An 18,274-nucleotide genomic window follows, 5' to 3' on the forward strand; every position below is an offset into this window, starting at 1 on the left:
TCTGTTACAGCTACCGACGACGTGCTTAACGCGGGCGTAACTGCCGTCGATACTGCTCTGGCGAGCACCCGGCCTGGCGCTGAAACATCGCGATAAACGCCGAAGACGTGCTGTAACCCAGGTCAAATCCGACGTCTTGCACGCTGCGGGTAGATTCCAGCGCCTCAATCGCGGCCAGAAAACGCAGGCGCTGGCGCCACTCCCCAAAGCTCATGGCCAGTTCACGCACAAACAAGCGCGCCAGGGTGCGTTCGCTAACATGCGCCTGCTCTGCCCATTCGCCCAGCGGCCGATTATCGCCGGGCTGGGCCTGCAAGGCTTCGAGCACCCGTTGTAACCCCGGATGGCTGGCATAGGGCAGATAACACTGGTGCACCGGGGCTTGTTGCAGTTGGTCCACCAGCACTTGGGCCAGACGGATATCCGCTTCGGTCTGCGGGATGTGAATGTCGCGGCGGGCAAAGTCGCTGAGGATGCTTTTGAGGATATCGCTGATGACCAGCGTCACCGGCTCACGGGGCAATTGTTCGCACAGCACGGCATCCAGATACACCGAGCGGTAAACAATCGCATGAGAGTTGTAGGAACTATGCTCGGTATTGGGCGGCACCCACAGTGCGTACTGCGGCGGCGACATAAAGCGTCGCCCGCCGACCTCGTAGCGCATCACGCCGTTGGACACATAACCCAGCGACCCCCAGCTGTGCAGATGAGGCGTGGAATGGCTGTCGGCATCAAACTCGGCATACCGAAAGTACACCGGCGCGGGCAGTTGCTCGAACTCGGGAACACAAATCAATTTTTTGCGCATGCTGTCTGGATTCAAGCGGAGGTTGGCTGGATCGCAGTATAGGCGTGCAGACAGACAAGCGGATAATTGCCGCTTACTCACCCTGTGGTTGTTTCTGATGCAATACGCTTTCCCGCTGCTGGCCATTTTGATCTGGGCCGGCAATACCGTCGTCAACAAACTGGCCGTCGGGGCGATCTTCCCGTCCGAGATCGGCTTTTACCGCTGGTTGCTGGCCGGGCTGCTGTTTACCCCGTTCATGCTCAAGCCGGTGATCGCCAACTGGTCGGTGATCCGCCCCAACCTGGGCAAGATTTTTATCCTCGGCGTGCTCGGCATGGCGGTTTACCAGAGCCTGGCGTACTTCGCCGCTGCACTCACCTCGGCCACCAACATGGGCATCATCCTCTCGTTAATGCCGCTGATGGTGCTGACCATGTCGATCATCAGCCTGGGCCAGCGCCTGACCCGTGGCGCGCTGGTGGGCGCCGTCCTGTCGTTTGTCGGGGTGCTGGTGGTGGTGTCGAGCGGCAGTTTGAGCGTGTTGCTCGCCCACGGTCTGAACCTGGGCGACGCGATGATGCTGGTCGCCACCCTGGCGTATGCGATTTACAGCACCCTGCTGAAAAAGTGGCAGTTGCGCCTGCCGCCGTTGCAGATGCTCTACCTGCAAGTGCTGGTGGCCATTGTGGTGTTGTTTCCGATGTACCTGCTGTCGCCCAAAATGGGCCCCAGCGTGCACAACATCGGCCTGGTGATGTACGCCTGCATCCTCGCCTCGATGCTCGCGCCGCTGGCCTGGATGAAGGCTGTGGCCACCCTCGGCCCGAGCCGCACGTCGCTGTTTTTCAACTTGCTGCCACTGATTACGGCGCTGATTGCGGCGGTCGTGCTCAAGGAGCAACTGCATATCTTCCACCTGATCGGCGGCGCGTTGACCCTGGGCGGGGTGATTTTGTCTGAGCGCTGGACGACACCGCTGGGTAAATCCAGACCGGTCGAAAATAGATAAAACTTTCTCGGCGCGCTGAACTCACAACTAACGAACCGACCTCGCCAACAGAGCGAAGCGGCCACCGGATTAGTGAGGAGATAGAAATGACCGAGATCCATCTGACCGATAAAAACACCCTGCGCGACCGCGCTCGCAAAAATGTCGAAGACGGTGCCGTCACCGAGGGCTACCACGCCAACCGCGAAGAAATCCTGCGGCTGCTCAACGAATCCCTGGCCACTGAACTGGTGTGCGTGCTGCGTTACAAACGCCACTACTTCATGGCCAACGGGCTCAAGGCCAGCGTGGCTGCCGACGAGTTTCTGGAGCACGCCAACCAGGAAATGGAACACGCCGACAAACTGGCCGAGCGCATTGTGCAACTGGGCGGCGAGCCGGAGTTCAACCCGGACCTGCTATCCAAAAACGCACATGCGCAGTACGTGGCGGGCAAGACCCTGAAAGAAATGGTCTACGAGGACTTGGTCGCTGAACGGATTGCGGTCGACAGCTACCGTGAAATCATCCAGTACATCGGCGACAAAGACCCGACCACACGCCGGATCTTTGAAGACATCCTGGCGCAAGAGGAAGAACACGCCGACGACATGGCGGATATTCTGCAAGACCTGTAAGCATCACCCAACTGGTGGGAGCGGGCTTGCTCGCGATGGCATCGACACGGTGATTAAGTGACACCGCATCGACCCCATCGCGAGCAAGCCCGCTCCCACAGTGCTGTCTGAGGGTCGCTTACTTCACCGTTTTCGGCACTTTGCCCTGCTGCATTTGTTGCAGCAGCGGCGCGCATTGGTTAGGTACGTCACCGCTCGGGGCGACCAGCGCCAGCAGCCCCGCCGCCGGGCCGGCAATCACGCCCAACGCCACCATCCCCGCACCGCGCAACAGCAAAGGCACCGCCTCGACCCCGGCATCCGGGTGTGCAAAGGTGCCGCGCACGTACAACGGTGAGCGAAGCGAGAACACACGGAAGCCCTTGGATTCCGGGGTGATCTTGAGGTCCAGCCGTTCGGTGGCGAAGTTGGCCGTGCCGTCGATGTAGATGATTGCGTTCTGGGTGTCGAACACGAACAACCGGGACGTGGCCAGGCCATCCTTGATCCCGAAATCAGCCGCCGCGCAGTTGATCTTCACGTCCTTGTCGCCAAAGATTTTGCCCACCACGTAATTGCCGACGTTCAACCCGGCGATTTCCATGAGGCTGCGACTGATGGCGCCGTCATTGATGAGCATTTTCAAATTGCCATTGGCCGTGCCCAGCAAGCGAGCGACCGAGTTGCCGGTGCCGGAAATCGAGGCATCGCCGTTCAGTTCACCAAAACTGGTTTTCATCGGCTCAAAGGTCGGGAACAGCTGTTTGAGCTTGAAGTTGCGCGCCGTCAGCTTGGCCCGGCCTTGCAACGGGGTGTCGCGGCCGTTGAGGTTGATTTGCGCATCCAGCTTGCCCCCGGCCACGCCGAAACGCAGCGGTTCCAGCTTCAGCACACCGTCAGTGAGCACCACGTGGGTGTACAGGTCGGTGAACGGCAGGTCGGCACTCTGGACAATCCGCTTGCCGGTGAATTCGACATCGGCGTCCATGTCGCGCCAGCGCTCGGTGCGGAACTCTTCGACCGGCAGCACTTTGTCCGCCGGTTGCTTGCTGCTGCCGCCCCGGGCCTTTTGTTTATCGTTGGAGTCCGCGCCAATCAGTGGCGCCAGGTCGACCATCAGCAGTTGGTTGGAGACCAGTTTGCCGGTGAGTTTGGGCCGTGGCTTGCTCGCCACAAAGCTCAGGTCACCATGAATGTCGCTGCTGCCGATCTTGCCGTTGAAGTTGTCGTACGTGAACGTCGCGCCATTGGCCTCACGCAGCTTGGCGGTGAGATGACCGTCGGTGGAGTACGGCGGCGAGTCGGGCAAGGTCACGCCGGTAAGCGGGTACAAGTTGCTCAGGCTGCTGCCTGCCAGCTTCAGGCGCAGGTCCAGCGCCCCCAGGTCCAGCGGGTCGGTCAGGGTGCCGGCCAGGGCAACTTTGGTGTCTGCAATGCTCACTTGCGCTTGCAGCGGGAACGGCTGGTTGGTGTCACGCAACGCCAACAGGCCACCGATTTTGCCGGTGCCGTGGAGTTTCTGGCCGTGGTACTCGCCGTTGACCTTCAGGGCAAAGGCGTAGTCCTGCGGCACAGCGCCCTTCTCTTGACTCTTTTTCGCTTCTTTTTCGCCGACGATCTCGCTAAACGGGATCGGTTTGCCTAGCGAGTCGATCAGCACATCGAGACGGGTTTTCAGGGTTTGGTCGTTCAGCGACACCTGGCCTTTATCAAAGCCGATTGCGCCAATATCCACTTTCCAGTTGGAGGGCTCGGCGTTTGGGTCGGCGGCGTCAAACGTGAAGGTCCAGTTTGCCCGCCCATCGGCCAGACGTTCGAGTTTGGCTTTGGGCTCCTTCAGGTCAATGCGCGGGATGGCCACGGTCTGGCTCAACAGCGCCAGCGGTGACAGGCGCAGTTCAACCTGCTTGAGGCTGGCCATTTCGGGGTTTTTTGACCAGTCGGGGTTGCCCAGGGTCAGGTCTTCGGCAATCACATGCGGCCACGGCACCCAGGCACGCCAGCCGCCCTGGCCGTCTTCGCGCAGCCAGCGCACGGCCAGGTTGCCGTTAATGGCAAACGGGCGATGCAGCACCTCGGACACTTTGGCGTTAATGGTCGGCTTGAGGCGGTTCCAGTCGAAGGTAGAAATGATCACCACCAATACGACCACCAGCAGGACAACAATACCGCCTATCCAGGCAAGGGTTTTACGGGTGCGCGTCATGGTGCGGCTCCTTTATGACGACTCAACGTCCTGGTGACTATGAAGGTACGACTGGCAAAGACGGCCCAAGGTTTAATCCAAGGGGTATTTTCGCGGAAAAAAACCCCGACATCGCCTGCACAGGCAGTGTGAGCGTGCATCTGTGTGCCCTCAACTGCGCAGGCTAGAGGCCTTCTCGCGGGAATATCAATTGTGTCGATTATCACCATTGGCCGTATGAACTTTGATATCGAGCCTGCAAGCGTAGCATTGCCTCCATCAACCCTGAGTTGCACTGCTACGGAGCACACACCATGAAACGCCCTGTCTTGTTTAGCCTTTCTCTTTCACTGCTGGCCTTTAACGCGTTCGCCATGCCCGCTGACGAAGAGCCAACCCCAATGGCCCAACCGGCCTCCAGCAGCGTCAGCCAGCCGCTCAATCAGCTCGCTGAAGACGGCGCACAACGCACCCTGGACCAACACAAACGCGTGGCCGAAGATGGCTACGATCGCACCAAAGGCAGCACCTTTGTCGCTGAAGGCGGCGCGGACCGTCTGGCCGAGCGCAATCAGCGTGCAAGCTGAGCATGACCGTGTGGGAGCGGGCTTGCTCGCGATAGCTTCAACGTCGATGCCCCGATAAACCGCAACGCCGCCATCGCGAGCAAGCCCGCTCCCACTGGGTTTGTGCATGTCATCACTACTGCCTTCAAAGCCGATTTGCTAGAGTGCCCGGCTGTACTTGTCTGGAACATCCGCCCCAATGCTGCCTCGCGCCGAACAGAAGCAACAAACCCGCCTCGCGCTGATGGATGCTGCCCGCCACTTGATGGAATCGGGTCGCGGCTTTGGTAGCTTGAGCCTGCGCGAAGTCGCTAAAACCGCGGGCATCGTGCCTACCGGCTTTTATCGCCACTTCAGCGACATGGACCAACTGGGCCTGGCGCTGGTCAGTGAAGTGGGCCAGACCTTTCGCGAAACCATTCGCCTGGTGCGCCATAACGAGCTGTTTATGGGCGGCGTGATCAACGCTTCGGTGCGCATCTTTCTGGATGTCGTAGAGGCCAACCGCTCACAGTTTTTGTTTCTGGCCCGCGAGCAGTATGGCGGCTCACAGCCGGTTCGCCAGGCCATTGGCGCGCTGCGTGAAGACATCACGTCGGACCTGGCGACCGACCTCGGTTCCAAGCCCAAGCTGCAGCACTTGAACCACGCGGCGCTGACGGTGATTGCCGATCTGGTGGTGAAAAGCGTGTTCGCCGCCTTGCCAGACATCATCGACCCTCCGGCCGAGGCGCTGCCCGATTACTTGCAGCCGCAAGCCAAAATCAGCCAGCAACTGCGCTTTATCTTTATCGGGCTCAAGCATTGGCAAGGGCTGGGCAGCACCGAATAACCGCGCGCACTCAATTGGTGCGCACCGCCTGCTTATCCGCACTTTTTTAGAACATCTTCATCTTTCTGCACTGTGTTTGGGCCTACAGTTTGCCGCCTGCCCCAGGTTGGCAAGCACCTTGCTGTGCCTGTTCTATTGTTAATTGCAGGAAGCCTTCCAATGTTGGTGATTCATCGCAAAGTCGAAACCCACCCCGTGTGGAGCGCCGAGCTTCATTTGAATTTCGAAGCCCGCAGCAAAAGTCGCCTGCGCTGCTTTAGCCATGAAGGCGAAGACGTTGGCCTGTTCCTTGAGCGCGGCCAGCCGCCGCTGCGTGACGGTGATTTTCTGCAAGCGCAGGACGGGCGCATCGTGCGCGTGTGCGCCAGCCCCGAAAAACTGCTGCACGTCACCTGCCCCAACGCCTTTGAACTGACCCGCGCCGCTTATCACCTGGGCAACCGCCACGTGGCCTTGCAAGTCGGTGATGGCTGGCTGCGCCTGCTCGACGATTACGTCCTCAAGGCCATGCTCGATCAACTGGGCGCGACCACCGAATCTATTGAAGCACCGTTCCAGCCAGAACATGGCGCCTACGGCGGCGGGCATCACCATTCACGGGCGGGCGAAGAAGACTTCAACTACGCGCCGCGCCTGCATCAGTTTGGTGTGCGTTTGTGAGTCCGGCATGGGCGCTGTTGCGCCTGGCCAGCCCGCAGTTGCCGATTGGCGGCTACAGCTATTCCCAAGGGCTGGAAATGGCCGTGGACGATGGCCGCGTCAACGACCCGATCACGGCGGCACGGTGGATCCGTGATCAGTTGCTGCTCAACCTTGCGCGCTTTGAAGCGCCGCTGTTGCTGGCCCATTGTCAGGCCGCCGCCGACCAGGACTGGAGCGCCTTGCAGCGTTTTTGCGACGAGCACCGCGCCAGCCGTGAAACCCGCGAGCTGCACCAGGAAAGCCGGCAAATGGGCTACTCGTTGCAGCAATTGCTCAACGGCCTGCCCGAGCTGGACGACCCCGCCCGGCTGTTTCTCGCACAACAACACGAGCCGCATCTGGCCCTTGGCTGGGCATTGGCCGCGCGCGCCTGGGGCATCAGCCCACAAGACGCCCTCGCCGCCTGGCTGTGGAGCTGGCTGGAAAACCAATTGGCGGTGCTGATGAAAACCTTGCCGCTGGGCCAGCAAGCGGCTCAGCGCATGACCAGCGAGCTGTCGCCGACATTGCAGCAAGCCCAGCAGCACGCCAGCTCTCTCGATTTATCCCACTTGGGCAGCGCCGCTTTCGGCCTGTCTTTGGCAAGCATGGCCCACGAGCGCCAGTACAGCCGCCTGTTTCGTTCCTAGGAGAATGTAATGAACACACACCCTTTGCGTGTCGGCATCGGTGGCCCGGTGGGCTCCGGCAAAACGGCGCTGACCCTGGCCCTGTGCCTGGCGCTGCGCGACAAATACAACCTGGCGGTGGTCACCAACGACATTTACACCCGCGAAGACGCTGATTTTCTGGTGCGCAACGAGGCGTTGGCGCCGGAGCGCATCATCGGTGTCGAAACCGGCGGTTGCCCGCACACGGCCATCCGCGAAGACGCCTCGATCAACCTCGAAGCGGTGGACCAGTTGAACCGGCGTTTTCCGGGGCTGGATCTGATTCTGGTGGAATCGGGTGGGGATAACTTGTCCGCCACCTTCAGCCCGGAGCTGTCGGACCTGACCATCTACGTGATCGACGTGTCGGCCGGAGACAAGTTACCGCGCAAGGGCGGGCCGGGGATCTGCAAGTCTGACTTGCTGGTGATCAACAAAATCGACCTCGCGCCGTTGGTGGGTGCGTCGCTGGAGCTGATGAACAGCGACACCACGCGCATGCGCAACGGCAAGCCGTTTGTGTTCAGCAACCAGAAGACCGGGCACGGCCTGGACACCATCGTGGCGTTTATCGAGAAACAGGGCCTGCTGGTGTCTTAAACCCTGTGTAGGAGCGAGCTTGCCTCGCGATCTTTTGATCGTTGAAAAGATCGCGAGGCAAGCTCGCTCCTACAGAGTTCAGGCTCACGGTGTATCATGTCGCGCAAACGCCCCAGCCGTGACGACGTCCGCCGATGCCTGATGTAGCCAACTCCGCCTTTTCGCCTGAACTGACCGCAACCTTTGCGGCCGTGCAAGCACATTTCCGTCAGGTCATCGTGCCGCTGTGGCAAGGCCCCGGCTGGAACGCCGAACTGGCACTGCCTTACGAGGCCCTCAGCCCCGCCCATCAACCGCTGCCGCCCCAGCGCTATCGCGCCATGGCCTGTGCACGCCAGTTGTATGTGTTTGCCAGCCTGATCGACGACCCGGCATTCCCGGCCGCCGCCGAGCGCGCGGAGGCGCTGTTCCGTTCGTTGCAGAGTCACTTTCACGATGCCGAACACGGCGGCTGGTTCTACAGCATCGACCCCCACGGCGCGCCGCTGGATCAACGCAAAGACCTGTACACCCACGCCTTCATCATCTTCGCCTGCGCCCATTACTGGGCCAAAGTGCGTGAGCCGCTGGTGGAGTCGGTGCTCAATGCCGCCCTGCAAGTGGTGCTTGAGCAGTTCAGCACGGGCAACGGCTTGTACGAAGCCAGCCTTGAGCAAGACTGGTCGTCACTGGGCAGCGGGCCGTTGCAGAACCCGTTGATGCACCTGGCCGAAGCCTTTTTGGCGACGCTGTCGGTGCGCGAAGACCCAACGGTTAAAAGCGCCCTGCTGGCACTGACCGACGGCATGCAACAGCACTTTATCGAGCCTGTGCATAACGTGATGCTGGAGAAGCCACGCGGTGCTGTGGATAACTGGTTTGAGCCAGGGCATCAGTTTGAATGGTTGTTTTTGCTGGCCTCGTCGCCGCTGCTGCGCGGCACCGCCTTGCATGACTCGCTGGACCGCGCGTTTGGCTTTGCCGAGCAGGTCGGCGTAGACCCGCAGACCGGCGCGGTGTGCGGCATGCTGGCACCGGACGGAACCCTGCGTGATGGCACCCAGCGCATCTGGGCTCAGGCCGAGTACCTGCGCGCCCTGACCTTGCGCCCAGAGGGCGCCGAGCGTGTGCAGCGCCAATTGCTGGCATTGCAGCAGCGCTTTTTATACACAGGCGGCTGGTACGAGTGCCGCGACGGCCAGGGCAACGTCAGCCGCGAAGACATGCCGTCGACCACGCCGTATCACCTGGCCACCTGCTACAGCGGGTTGGCGCAGTACATAAGCTGACACTTCACCCTGTGGGAGCGGGCTTGCTCGCGATGCGAACGACGCGGTTTGTCAGACAGACCACGCTGATTTCATCGCGAGCAAGCCCGCTCCCACATTAAAAGATCATCAAACTCAGGTTACGCAATCCACTTGCGATCCCCGGTAAAGCTGATGGTCAGCCAGCGTGCGCTGTCAGCCGTGCCCAGCATGCCCGAGATTTCTTCACGCAGTGCATCCAGAGTCTGCACCCCGGCCAGTGGATAACCCGCCGGCAACACAATGTGGATCTCGATAAAACGCGCCCGCCCGTGTTTTTGCACGTAGGTTTTGTAGCCTTCAAAACCATGCCGCGCCGAGACGTCTTCGAGCACATCACGTACTTTGTCATCCAGCGCGTCCGGGGCGATGCCCAGTACGTCGCGCAAAGCAGGCCGGAGGATTTTTAACGCCGGTGCAAGCATGCTGAGCGCCAGCAAGATCAAGATCGCCGGGTCCACGTACGCCGCCCACTGGGCATAACCTTGCTGCTTGAGCACCAAAGCGGTGACGAAACTTATCAACAGCCCCGCCGACAACATGGCGTCGACCAGCCAACTGATGTTGTCGAACTGGATCAAGGTTGATTTGAGGGTGCGGTTTTTGTGGCGGATCCAGAAGTAGTAGCCGAATTCGACAACGGTAAACACCGCCGCGTAGACGATCACCAACCCCAGCTCAATATCGCGCCCGCCATTGATGATGCCGAACACGCCGTTGAGAAAGGCGTAGATCGCGATCAACAGCAAAAAGCTGCCTTCGATCAGCAGCACCATGGGCTCAAGGTGCCAGAAGCCGAACTGGAAACGTTGGTTACTTTCTTTGGCGATCAGCTGCGCGGTTATCAGCATCAGCACTTTGATGAAGGTCGCGATCAGCGAGAAAAAGCCATCGAACAAGATGGATTGCGACCCCGAAACGAAGCCGGTCACGATGCCGGCAATGGCCACCGCGAACATTAGAACGGTTGATTGTTTGAGCAGTTGCTGCTCACCACGGTTACTCACAAAAACTCCTTTCAGCCCGGTTGAATGCGACCTCTTTGGGAGGTCGCGGGTAGGCTGGCAGGCGCCAGTTTACTCCTTGGCGCGGCGCTCGATGGCAAAACCGCTCCACGACTGGGTGACCGGCATCAGTTCCAGACGGTTGATATTGATGTGCGCCGGGGTGTTGAGCACCCAGAAAATCGTCTCGGCAATGTCTTGCGGCTGGATCGGCTCGGCCCCTTGGTAGGTGGCGTCGTAACGCGCCTGGTCACCGGCAAAACGCACCAGCGAGAACTCGCTTTCACACAGGCCTGGTTCAACGTTGCTGACGCGAACGCCGGTGCTCTGCAAATCGCAGCGCAGGTTCAGCGAGAACTGTTTCACGAACGCTTTGGTGCCGCCGTAGACGTGGCTGCCCGGGTACGGGTAGCTGCCCGCCACGGAGCCCAAGTTGACGATACCGGCACCCCGGCCGTAGGCGATCAGGCGCGGCAGCAGCAGGCGGGTGGTGTAGATCAGGCCCTTGATGTTGGTGTCGACCATGGTTTCCCAATCGTCGAGGTCGCACTTGGGCGCCGGGTCTGTGCCCAGGGCCAGACCCGCGTTGTTGATAAGTCCGCGCAGCTTGCTGAACGAAGGCGGCAGATTGGCAATGGCGTGCTCCATGGCGGCACGGTCACGCACGTCCACCACCAGCCCATGCACTTCGGTGTGTTGGGACAGTTCTTCGCACAGCGCGTTCAGGCGCTCTTCGCGGCGGCCAGTCAGGACCAGTTTCCAGCCGGCTTGGGCAAATTTGCGCGCACACGCCTCACCAAATCCGGAGGTAGCGCCGGTAATAAACAACGTGGAAGTCATCGTGTTCTCCTTGGCTGGCGGGCTTGGGCCGCCGTTGAAATAAGGTCCACAGCAGAATGCCCGGCTCAAGAGTCAGCAGCAAGGCCAAGAATTTGTACAAAAAACAACCAAACCTTTGCAGGCCACGGCCCGTATAGGCTGGCGCTGTTTACACTCATCTTATCCACAGGCCCGCCCACAGTCTTTGGGGGCAACTCGAATGGCGCAAAAGCCTTTGTGCACAAGGCCTGTAGCGCCGCTTGAAGTGTTTTTAACTTGACCTGCACACACCCGGCATGCAAACGCCCCAAAAGAGTGCAGAACCGTTACAGCACAACGATAGCCAGAAGCCAGTCAGTACGCCGTCTGCCGCGTTCTTTCCAGAGTTTAATCACAGACTTATCCACAGGTTGGTGACAGCATTTTAAAACACCGCATATGCCAATAAACCTGTTGACAAATTACGCAGCACATCCAGCAAAAACCGCTGATCAAAAAACAATCACAGCGCTGAAAGCCTTATAGAACGTGGGCTTCAGACAACTACTCCCACGTTACCCACAGCCGCCTCCACAGCAAACGGGGACAAGTCAAAATGATGACAAAACAGGGATTTATCGCGTCTATATGTCGCGCTTTAGTAGGGTTGCAATATTGTTTTCCACAATTTGCGGCAACCCTGTAGGAGCGAGCTTGCCTCGCGATCTTTTAAAACATCAAAAGATCGCGAGGCAAGCTCGCTCCTACAGTGAGGTAGGGTTGCTTAATGCCCGCCCAGATAAGCGTTGCGCACTTCTTCGTTGCTCAGCAGGTCCTTGCCGGTGCCGGTCAGGCGAATTTCGCCGTTGACCATCACGTAGGCGCGGTCGGATAAACGCAAGGCGTGGTTGGCGTTTTGCTCCACCAGAAAGATGGTCATGCCGGTCTTGGCCAGTTCTCGCAGGGTGGCAAAGATCTGTTTCACCACAATCGGCGCCAGCCCCAGGCTCGGTTCATCCAGCAACAGCAACTTGGGCCGGCTCATCAACGCCCGGGCGATGGCGAGCATTTGCTGCTCGCCGCCCGACATGGTCATGGCCCGCTGGGTGCGCCGCTCCTTGAGCCGCGGAAACAGCTCGAACATGCGCTGCATGTCTTCGCTGGCGTGCTTGTCACCAATGGGGATGGTGCCCATCAGCAGGTTTTCTTCCACGGTCATGTCCGGAAACACGCGCCGCCCTTCTGGCGATTGGGCAATGCCGTTGGAGGCGATGTAGTGCGAGGACTTCTGGGTGATGTCCACGCCCCGGTACAGAATCTGCCCGCCGCTGGCGCGGGGTTGACCAAAGATCGACATCAGCAGCGTCGACTTGCCCGCGCCGTTGGAGCCGATCAGGCTTACGGTTTCGCCCTCTTCAATGTGCAGCGAGACTTTTTTCAGGGCCTGAATCGGCCCGTAATGCACATCCAGTTCCTTGAGTTCGAGGATCGTGCTCGTCATATCAGCTCCTCTTCGTCAGCACCCAGATAGGCTGCAATCACTTTGGGGTCGTTGCGGATCGCTTCCGGCCCGCCCTCGGCGATCACGTTGCCGTGGTCGAGCACCACGATGTGATCAGAAATGCTCATGACCATGCCCATGTCGTGCTCAATCAGGACCACCGTCAGGTCGTGTTCATCGCGCAGCAGGCGAATCATCGCGCTCAAGGCTTCGGTTTCCTGGGGGTTGAGCCCGGCAGCGGGCTCATCGAGGCAAATGATTTGCGGCCGCGTGCACATGGCCCTGGCGATTTCCAGGCGCCGCTGCTGGCCGTACGACAATTCACCGGCCAGCCGGTTGGCGCAGTCGACCAGATCAACCACTTCCAGCCAGTAAAACGCATGGTCGAGGGCATCGCTTTCGGATTTACGGTAACCCTTGGTGTTGAGGATGCCCGCCAGCAGGTTGCGATTGACCCACATGTGCTGCGCCACCAGCAGGTTTTCCAGCACGGACATTTCCTTGAACAGGCGAATGTTCTGGAAGGTACGGGCCAGCCCTGCGCGGTTAACCAAATGGGTGCCGCCGAACATTTTGTAGAACAGACGGCTGGCAAAGGTCTTGGGTGAAACAAAGTCGCTGAGCTTGAACGGCTCGCCCAACAGTTTGATCACGTTGGTGTGGGCGCCACGGGCGGTGATTTCGATCTTGCCGCCTGTGGCTTTGTAAAACCCGGTCAGGCAGTTGAACACCGTGGTTTTGCCCGCGCCGTTCGGGCCGATCAAGGCAAAGATCGAGTTACGTTTGACCTTGAGGCTGACGTCACTCAGGGCTTTGATCCCACCAAAATGCATCATCAGTTTGTCGACCGAGAGCACCACGTCTTTGTCCATCAAATGCTTGCTCATGGCGCCACTCCTTTACGCGGTGTTACCCCGACACGGCTGATACGGATCAGGCCACGCGGGCGCCAGATCATCATCAGCACCATCAACACGCCGAACAGCAACACGCGGTATTCGGCAAAGCTGCGCAGCAGTTCCGGGGCCACGGTCAGGACGAACGCGGCAATCACCACGCCCACTGTCGAGCCCATGCCGCCGAGCACCACAATCGCGAGGATCAGCGCCGACTCAAAGAAGGTGAACGAGGAGGGGTTGACGAAGCCTTGGTAACTGGCGAAAAACACCCCGGCCAGGCCTGCGGTCGATGCCCCCAGGGTGAACGCAGAGAGCTTGACCAGCACGTGGTTCAGGCCCATGGCGCGGCAGGCGATTTCGTCTTCGCGCAGTGCTTCCCACGCCCGGCCAATCGGCATGCGGGTCAGGCGGTGCTTGATGTAGAGCACCAGCAGCACCACCAAAAACAGCACGATGTAGATAAACAGGAATTTGACGTTGGGGTTGTAGTCCAGCCCGAAGAACTGGTGGAACGGTATCCCGCCCTCTTTGGCCACCCGACCAAATTCCAGGCCCATAAAGGTCGGCGATGGCACCGGCATGCCGTTGGGCCCGCCGGTAAACGACAGCCAGTTGTTGAGCACCAGGCGAATGATTTCACCAAAGCCCAGGGTCACGATGGCCAGGTAGTCGCCGTGCATGCGCAGCACCGGAAACCCGAGAATGCACCCCGCCAGCGCCGCCGCAATCGCCGCCAGCGGCAGCACCGACCAAAAACCCAGCCCCAGGTACTGATACCCCAGCGCCAGGCCGTAGGCACCAATGGCATAGAACGCCACGTAACCCAGGTCGAGCAACCCCGCCAGGCCCACCACGATGTTCAGCCCAAGGCCCAGCAACACGTAGATCAGCCCCAGAATTACCACGGTCAAAATGTATTTATTGGCGAAGAACGGGAACACGATGGCAATCACGATGAGCAGCGGGATGATCCAGCGCAGCCGCGATTTGTAGTCTGGCGGCAACACGTGCACGCCTGAACCAGTGGATTCAAACCCGTGAAGAATCTTCAGGCCACGGGAGGTTTGCAGGAACAGGCTCAGGGCAAAGCGCCCGACCATCACAATTGCCACCAGCCAGCCAACGCGCGCCGGTTGCAGGTTAAAGCTGTAGCCGTCGAGCACGACCCCAACGATCGGCCCGAACACAATCAGTGAGATCAACCCCGCGAGGATCGAATCGACGACGCTCTTTTTGATATCAATCGGTTTATTAATGGCTGCAGACATACTTACACCTTCGCCACGAGAGGACGACCCAGCAGGCCTTGGGGACGGAAAATCAGAATCACCACCAGCAGTGAGAAGCTGAACACGTCCTTGTAGTCCGAGTTAATCAACCCGGCAAAAAGTGACTCGGATACCCCCAGGATGATCCCGCCGAGCATGGCGCCGGGCAGTGATCCGATCCCGCCGAGTACCGCAGCGGTAAACGCTTTGATGCCAATGATGAAGCCGGCATAAAAGTCGAACGTGCCGTAGTTCATGGTGATCAGTACACCGGCCAGCGCGGCCATGGCGGCGCCGATGACGAACACGTAGGAAATGACCCGGTCGGTGTTGATCCCCAGAATCGAGGCCATTTTGCGGTCTTGTTGCGTGGCCCGGCACATGCGGCCCAGCTTGGTGTACTTGATGATGTAGGTCAGCAAGCCCATGCCGACAAACGCGGCGATCAGGATGAAGACTTTGGTGTAGGTGAGTTGCACAAAGCCGGTGCCGATATCGACGCGCCAGGCGCCGCTCAGCAGCGTCGGTACGCCCTGTTGGCGCGAGCCTTGGGCGATTTGCACGTAGTTTTGCAGGATCAGCGAAATGCCGATGGCGCTGATCAGCGGCGCCAGCCGGGTCGAGTTGCGCAGCGGTTTGTAGGCCACGCGTTCGATCACCCAGCCATACACGCCGGTGACCACCACGGTGAAGATCAGGGTGCCCAACATCAGTAATGGGAAGGATTCGATACCGAAGTACGCCAGCAGAGCCAGACTGATTGCCGCGAGGTAAGCGGAAATCATGTACACCTCGCCGTGGGCGAAGTTGATCATGCCGATGATGCCGTAGACCATTGTGTAGCCGATGGCGATCAGGCCGTAGACAGACCCGAGGGTCAGGCCGTTCAGCAGTTGCTGCAGGAAAATACCGTCCATAACGCAATCTCACGCAGTTGAGCGATTGCGCAAACTCGCGCCCGCCACACCGCCAAAAGCGGCCTGATGGTTGATGCCGGCCCGTTAACGCGTATCACCTGTGGGAGCGGGCTTGCCCGCGATGGTATCGACGCGGTTCAACACAAAGACCGCATCGCCTGTATCGCTGGCAAGCCAGGCTCCCACAGGTTTTTTGCTGCATTTAAAACAGCGTTCGCTTAACTGACAGGTATTAACCTGGGTGGTGCGGTTTACGCAGCTCCTGGAAAAAAGGCAGGTTGTGCAGACTCATTCCCGCCTGAACGGACGCAAAGCGCCGTTCAAGCGAGCAGCTCATCTCACTTCTGCTGTTCCAGTTGGTGGTACTTGCCGTCTTTGTCCCACTGGTAAACCACGTAGTCAGAGACTTTGAGGTCGCCTTTGGCGTCCCACTCTTTCTTGCCCATGACGGTGGCAACAGGGTTGGCCTTGAGCCACTTGGCGGCGTCTTCACCTTTGTTGGATTTGGCGCCATTGAAGGCATCCGCCAGGGCCTGGAGGGAAGCGTAGGCGTACAGGGTGTAGCCTTCTGGCTCTTTGCCGGCTTTACGGAACTCTTCGACCACGGCCTTGCTGTCCGGCAGCAGGCGCGGGTCGGCGCCGAAGGTCATGTACACGCCGTCAACGTACTGTTTGCCGCCTGCGGTGGAGACCAGTTCGTCGGTGACCACGCCATCGTCAGACATGAACTTCACGTCCTTGAGGCCCGCTTCACGCAGTTGACGCACCAGCGGGCCGGCTTCCGGGTGCAGACCGCCGAAATAAACGACGTCGGCGCCGGACGCGCGGATTTTGGTGACCAGGGCGCTGAAGTCTTTCTCGCCACGGGTCAGGCCCTCTTCAAGCACCGGCTTGACGCCGCGCTTGGTCAACTGCGCGCTAGTGGCGTCAGCCAGGCCTTTACCGTAGGTGTCCTTGTCGTTGATGACCGCGACCTTCTTGCCCTTGAGCACATCGACAATGTAGTCCCCGGCCACAATGCCTTGCTGGTCATCACGCCCGCACATGCGGAACACCGCGTCCAGGCCACGCTCAGTCACCTGCGGGTTGGTGGAGCCCGGCGTGATCATGATCACGCCCGCGTCGGCGTACACCTCAGACGCCGGAATGGTGTTGGAGGAGCAGAAATGGCCGATCACCCCGGCGACCTTGTCCTGATCGACCAACCGGTTGGCCACCGCCACTGCCTGTTTGGGCTCGCAAGCATCGTCACCGGCCACCAGGACGATTTTCTCGCCGTTGATCCCGCCCTTGGCGTTTATAACCTCAGCCGCCGCCTTCGCCCCGGTCATGTATTGCTCGCCAAATGCCGCGTTGGCGCCGGTCATCGGCCCCGCTACACCGATTTTCACATCGGCCTGAACAAACGAAGAAACGCCCAACGCGGCCGCTACCGCGAGAGCCAGAAAACCTTTCTTGTAGAACGTCTGCGACATGAGGTGGTGCTCCTGAGTTTTTTTAGTTGGCACTGCGACTTCACATAAAGCGCTGAGCAAGGCGCGTGCCATTGGTTTTTTATTCTGGGAAAAGCCGTTGTTTTATTGTTATGTCGACTGTTTCGGGCCCTTTTTCATTGGGCGTGCAACCGTCTAAACCGAGGAAGGTAAAACCGTTTATGTGTTTAAAGCGCCACCAGGCTCAACACACGTTGCAACCGGGTTGCGCCAGCCTTGGCATTCTCCTTGTAACCCATCGCGTCACCGATCTGCACACTCGCGGTGCATCACTGCTACATGGCGCACCACCTGAGGCTAGTCGCTGTTCGCGCAAACGTCGTGCTGGCGATTAAATATCACGCTTAGATAACAATTCTCAGGCATTGGCCAGCGTGATAAAGCGAGAATCCCGCCTCATACAAACAGCTGCGCAAGCCCGCATGCGGCACTGATTGCATGGCCGAAAAAGGAATTGGCAGCGCGTTGGCATCGCCGTGACACAGGTAGTCTGCGAACGCTTTGCCCACCACAGTGCCGGTGGTCACGCCGCGACCGTTATAGCCTGTGACCGCCACTAAACCGGGCGCGGGCTCGAATAAACGCATCAAGTGATCAGGGGTGAAGGCGATGCAGCCGGTCCAGGTGCACTCCCACTCCACGCCTTTCAACGACGGGAAGTAATGCTGTTGCACGCGGTCAGCCCAAGCCTTCAAGAACCAGGCGGGTTTTTGATTGCCGTTGCCCAGGCTGCCGAGCAATAAGCGGCCCTCGGCGTCGCGGCGAATGCTGCTGAGCACCTGGCGCGTATCCCACGACCCTTGGCCGCCGGGCAAGATGCTTTTGGCACTGTCATCGGTCAGGGGTTTTGAAGCCACCTGGTAGTAATAACCGGGGAAAAAGTTACGCCGCAGGTCAGTCCATTCGCCTTCGGTGTAGGCGTTGGAGGCCAGCACCACCTGTTCAGCGCTGACCGCTCCGCGTGCCGTTTGCACCGACCAGCGCGCGCCCTGGCGTTCCAGCCCGGTGACCGGCGAATGATCAAACAGGCGCCCGCCCAGATCACTGGCGGCTTTTGCCAGCCCCGAGGTGTAGGCCATGGGGTTGAGCGTACCGGCGCGGCGGTCGAGCAAGGCCGCGGCAATTTTTTGGGTGCCGGTGGCGGCTGCACAGGCAGAGCCGGTGAGCAGCTCGAC

General features: G+C 59.6%; 18 protein-coding genes. 8 read left to right on the top strand and 10 right to left on the bottom strand.

Annotated elements, in window-relative coordinates; all coding sequences use genetic code 11:
- Positions 1–25: 25 nt before the first annotated feature.
- Positions 26–811, bottom strand: a complete 786-nt coding sequence (locus tag GHO25_RS19295) for a helix-turn-helix domain-containing protein (protein WP_048385320.1) — start codon at positions 809–811, stop codon at positions 26–28.
- Between the two features lie 97 nt (positions 812–908).
- Between GHO25_RS19295 and GHO25_RS19300 the strand changes: the two genes are divergently transcribed.
- Both GHO25_RS19300 and GHO25_RS19305 read left to right on the top strand, forming a co-directional pair.
- Positions 909–1,802 (top strand): DMT family transporter, encoded by an 894-nt coding sequence (locus tag GHO25_RS19300; protein ID WP_048366556.1) that lies wholly within the window; start codon positions 909–911, stop codon positions 1,800–1,802.
- A gap of 86 nt (positions 1,803–1,888) precedes the next feature.
- Entirely contained in the window at positions 1,889–2,419 is a 531-nt protein-coding gene (locus GHO25_RS19305; protein WP_048366557.1) for a bacterioferritin, read from the top strand.
- Positions 2,420–2,537: 118 nt separating this feature from the next.
- Here the strand turns inward: GHO25_RS19305 and GHO25_RS19310 are convergent, their stop codons facing one another.
- The gene (locus GHO25_RS19310; RefSeq protein ID WP_153391801.1) at positions 2,538–4,604 is read right to left on the bottom strand and encodes an AsmA family protein; all 2,067 of its coding nucleotides are present in this window, start codon (positions 4,602–4,604) and stop codon (positions 2,538–2,540) included.
- 293 nt (positions 4,605–4,897) lie between these two features.
- Between GHO25_RS19310 and GHO25_RS19315 the strand changes: the two genes are divergently transcribed.
- The 6 genes from GHO25_RS19315 (at position 4,898) to GHO25_RS19340 (ending at position 9,201) form a co-directional block, all read left to right on the top strand.
- A complete protein-coding gene (locus tag GHO25_RS19315; RefSeq protein ID WP_048385314.1) occupies positions 4,898–5,170 on the top strand; it encodes a hypothetical protein in 273 nt (90 codons plus the stop codon).
- 178 nt (positions 5,171–5,348) lie between these two features.
- Positions 5,349–5,981: a TetR family transcriptional regulator gene (locus GHO25_RS19320; protein WP_048366560.1), complete on the top strand. Its 633-nt coding sequence runs from the start codon at positions 5,349–5,351 to the stop codon at positions 5,979–5,981.
- A 159-nt stretch (positions 5,982–6,140) separates the two neighbouring features.
- On the top strand, positions 6,141–6,641 hold the full coding sequence (gene ureE, locus GHO25_RS19325) for an urease accessory protein UreE (RefSeq protein ID WP_048366561.1): 501 nt from the start codon (positions 6,141–6,143) through the stop codon (positions 6,639–6,641).
- Complete coding sequence (locus GHO25_RS19330; protein WP_178110151.1) at positions 6,638–7,312, top strand: urease accessory protein UreF; 675 nt, start codon at positions 6,638–6,640, stop codon at positions 7,310–7,312. The genes ureE and GHO25_RS19330 overlap by 4 nt, the downstream gene beginning before the upstream one ends.
- A gap of 9 nt (positions 7,313–7,321) precedes the next feature.
- Positions 7,322–7,933, top strand: coding sequence for an urease accessory protein UreG (ureG, locus tag GHO25_RS19335; protein ID WP_153328463.1), 612 nt, complete (start codon positions 7,322–7,324; stop codon positions 7,931–7,933).
- Positions 7,934–8,067: 134 nt separating this feature from the next.
- Complete coding sequence (locus GHO25_RS19340; RefSeq protein WP_153391803.1) at positions 8,068–9,201, top strand: AGE family epimerase/isomerase; 1,134 nt, start codon at positions 8,068–8,070, stop codon at positions 9,199–9,201.
- 119 nt (positions 9,202–9,320) lie between these two features.
- Here GHO25_RS19340 and GHO25_RS19345 read toward each other — a convergent pair whose 3' ends face one another.
- The 8 genes from GHO25_RS19345 to GHO25_RS19380 form a co-directional block, all read right to left on the bottom strand.
- Positions 9,321–10,226 (bottom strand): cation transporter, encoded by a 906-nt coding sequence (locus tag GHO25_RS19345; protein ID WP_178110152.1) that lies wholly within the window; start codon positions 10,224–10,226, stop codon positions 9,321–9,323.
- 69 nt (positions 10,227–10,295) lie between these two features.
- Positions 10,296–11,063, bottom strand: coding sequence for an SDR family oxidoreductase (locus GHO25_RS19350; RefSeq protein ID WP_153391805.1), 768 nt, complete (start codon positions 11,061–11,063; stop codon positions 10,296–10,298).
- A gap of 742 nt (positions 11,064–11,805) precedes the next feature.
- Positions 11,806–12,522 carry an ABC transporter ATP-binding protein gene (locus GHO25_RS19355; RefSeq protein ID WP_048366567.1) on the bottom strand — a complete coding sequence of 239 codons (717 nt, stop codon included), beginning with the start codon at positions 12,520–12,522 and terminating at the stop codon, positions 11,806–11,808.
- Positions 12,519–13,394, bottom strand: a complete 876-nt coding sequence (locus GHO25_RS19360) for an ATP-binding cassette domain-containing protein (protein WP_048385402.1) — start codon at positions 13,392–13,394, stop codon at positions 12,519–12,521. The genes GHO25_RS19355 and GHO25_RS19360 overlap by 4 nt, the downstream gene beginning before the upstream one ends.
- 11 nt (positions 13,395–13,405) lie before the next feature.
- The gene (gene livM / locus GHO25_RS19365) at positions 13,406–14,689 is read right to left on the bottom strand and encodes a high-affinity branched-chain amino acid ABC transporter permease LivM (protein WP_048366568.1); all 1,284 of its coding nucleotides are present in this window, start codon (positions 14,687–14,689) and stop codon (positions 13,406–13,408) included.
- A gap of 2 nt (positions 14,690–14,691) precedes the next feature.
- Complete coding sequence (locus tag GHO25_RS19370; protein WP_048366569.1) at positions 14,692–15,606, bottom strand: branched-chain amino acid ABC transporter permease; 915 nt, start codon at positions 15,604–15,606, stop codon at positions 14,692–14,694.
- 338 nt (positions 15,607–15,944) lie between these two features.
- A complete protein-coding gene (locus GHO25_RS19375; RefSeq protein ID WP_048366570.1) occupies positions 15,945–17,081 on the bottom strand; it encodes a branched-chain amino acid ABC transporter substrate-binding protein in 1,137 nt (378 codons plus the stop codon).
- 362 nt (positions 17,082–17,443) lie between these two features.
- Positions 17,444–18,274, bottom strand: an 831-nt coding sequence (locus GHO25_RS19380; protein WP_153391807.1) for an FAD-binding oxidoreductase, incomplete at its 5' end; no start/stop codon positions are given.

This window comes from Pseudomonas sp. FSL R10-1350 (genome assembly GCF_009600525.1).
Classification (GTDB): Bacteria; Pseudomonadota; Gammaproteobacteria; order Pseudomonadales; family Pseudomonadaceae; genus Aquipseudomonas; species Aquipseudomonas helleri.

Excerpts from the sequence above, each read along its gene's own strand:
- GHO25_RS19295 (WP_048385320.1), bottom strand. The coding sequence starts at position 811 with ATGCGCAAAAAATTGATTTGTGTTCCCGAGTTCGAGCAACTGCCCGCG.
- GHO25_RS19300 (WP_048366556.1), top strand. The coding sequence starts at position 909 with ATGCAATACGCTTTCCCGCTGCTGGCCATTTTGATCTGGGCCGGCAAT.
- GHO25_RS19305 (WP_048366557.1), top strand. The coding sequence starts at position 1,889 with ATGACCGAGATCCATCTGACCGATAAAAACACCCTGCGCGACCGCGCT.
- GHO25_RS19310 (WP_153391801.1), bottom strand. The coding sequence starts at position 4,604 with ATGACGCGCACCCGTAAAACCCTTGCCTGGATAGGCGGTATTGTTGTC.
- GHO25_RS19315 (WP_048385314.1), top strand. The coding sequence starts at position 4,898 with ATGAAACGCCCTGTCTTGTTTAGCCTTTCTCTTTCACTGCTGGCCTTT.
- GHO25_RS19320 (WP_048366560.1), top strand. The coding sequence starts at position 5,349 with ATGCTGCCTCGCGCCGAACAGAAGCAACAAACCCGCCTCGCGCTGATG.
- ureE (WP_048366561.1), top strand. The coding sequence starts at position 6,141 with ATGTTGGTGATTCATCGCAAAGTCGAAACCCACCCCGTGTGGAGCGCC.
- ureG (WP_153328463.1), top strand. The coding sequence starts at position 7,322 with ATGAACACACACCCTTTGCGTGTCGGCATCGGTGGCCCGGTGGGCTCC.
- GHO25_RS19340 (WP_153391803.1), top strand. The coding sequence starts at position 8,068 with ATGCCTGATGTAGCCAACTCCGCCTTTTCGCCTGAACTGACCGCAACC.
- GHO25_RS19350 (WP_153391805.1), bottom strand. The coding sequence starts at position 11,063 with ATGACTTCCACGTTGTTTATTACCGGCGCTACCTCCGGATTTGGTGAG.
- GHO25_RS19355 (WP_048366567.1), bottom strand. The coding sequence starts at position 12,522 with ATGACGAGCACGATCCTCGAACTCAAGGAACTGGATGTGCATTACGGG.
- GHO25_RS19360 (WP_048385402.1), bottom strand. The coding sequence starts at position 13,394 with ATGGACAAAGACGTGGTGCTCTCGGTCGACAAACTGATGATGCATTTT.
- livM (WP_048366568.1), bottom strand. The coding sequence starts at position 14,689 with ATGTCTGCAGCCATTAATAAACCGATTGATATCAAAAAGAGCGTCGTC.
- GHO25_RS19370 (WP_048366569.1), bottom strand. The coding sequence starts at position 15,606 with ATGGACGGTATTTTCCTGCAGCAACTGCTGAACGGCCTGACCCTCGGG.
- GHO25_RS19375 (WP_048366570.1), bottom strand. The coding sequence starts at position 17,081 with ATGTCGCAGACGTTCTACAAGAAAGGTTTTCTGGCTCTCGCGGTAGCG.